The sequence below is a fragment of the Shewanella inventionis genome (assembly GCF_014641855.1).
Taxonomy (GTDB): domain Bacteria; phylum Pseudomonadota; class Gammaproteobacteria; order Enterobacterales; family Shewanellaceae; genus Shewanella; species Shewanella inventionis.
Map to the genome: position 1 here is coordinate 1 of NZ_BMII01000119.1, position 900 is coordinate 900.

2 protein-coding genes are annotated in these 900 nt (G+C 34.0%); both read right to left on the reverse strand.

Features of this window, described 5'->3' with window-relative positions:
• Positions 1-62: 62 nt before the first annotated feature.
• Entirely contained in the window at positions 63-395 is a 333-nt protein-coding gene (locus tag IEW93_RS21850) for a type II toxin-antitoxin system RelE/ParE family toxin (protein WP_188741286.1), read from the reverse strand.
• Positions 395-643, reverse strand: coding sequence for a type II toxin-antitoxin system Phd/YefM family antitoxin (locus tag IEW93_RS21855; protein ID WP_188741287.1), 249 nt, complete (start codon positions 641-643; stop codon positions 395-397). The genes IEW93_RS21850 and IEW93_RS21855 overlap by 1 nt, the downstream gene beginning before the upstream one ends.
• Between the last annotated feature and the right edge of the window lie 257 nt (positions 644-900).

Here is a 900-nt window from a genome sequence, read left to right on the forward strand (position 1 = left end):
TGATATTGCAGCTCCATTTAAAATTCTCGTTATTAAAAAATGACGATCTTCATAAGTTAACTTCATAAATTTAACTCTGAATCTATACTTTTAATTCTTTCAAGGTGTTTTTCAGGAGCCATTTGATTAGATAGAAATCCAACAAAAACAACATCATTATCTCTTTTTAAATAATAGAAAACATGCTTGCCATCTGGAAATCTATAGCCATCCTTAGAAACCTCATAAATGGACAATCCCAGATTTGGATTATTAGCTAAAGCTTGCATTCTTTTTCGCAAGACCTCTTTGTACTTTAACCATTGAGGATTTCCCCACTTTTTGATTGTGTACTTGCGAATAGACTCTAAATCTTTTCTTGCATGGCCTCTAAGTAAGAATGGTGTATTTTTCATTAATCATACTTTCCAGAATCTAACTCATCTAAAAAGTCATTACCGTCCATAAGATCATCTTCATCAATATTTTCGAAGCGTGATCGAACAAGCTCCATCTTCAATTCTTCAAAACGATTGTATTCTTCACAGGAGACAATAACTGCGACAGGATTGCCGTTCTTTTTAATTTCAATAGGTTCCGATTGAACTTTTAAAAGCATCTTACCGAAATTGGTTTTTGCTTCATTTGCATTTAGTGTAAGCATCTAAAGACCCTCATCTTGATTAAATACACATTAATACAATCGAACAAAACAGTCAAATCGAACGATATATTCATTTTCAAGATTGGTAGGTATTATATCCAGAACCAATACAGAAATGGATCAGCGCCATAAAAGTACAAGCATTGGCTAACTAAAAGGTTCTCGCTGACGGAACCCATACCTTTCCGACAGCTGAGAAAAAGTATTGCAATGAGGTTAGTGCTGCGTTGGACGAATTGCTGATGTAAACTCATTTT

What these genes read in the sequence shown, in the direction of transcription:
- IEW93_RS21850 (WP_188741286.1), bottom strand. Translation starts at nt 395, where the DNA reads ATGAAAAATACACCATTCTTACTTAGAGGCCATGCAAGAAAAGATTTA.
- IEW93_RS21855 (WP_188741287.1), bottom strand. Translation starts at nt 643, where the DNA reads ATGCTTACACTAAATGCAAATGAAGCAAAAACCAATTTCGGTAAGATG.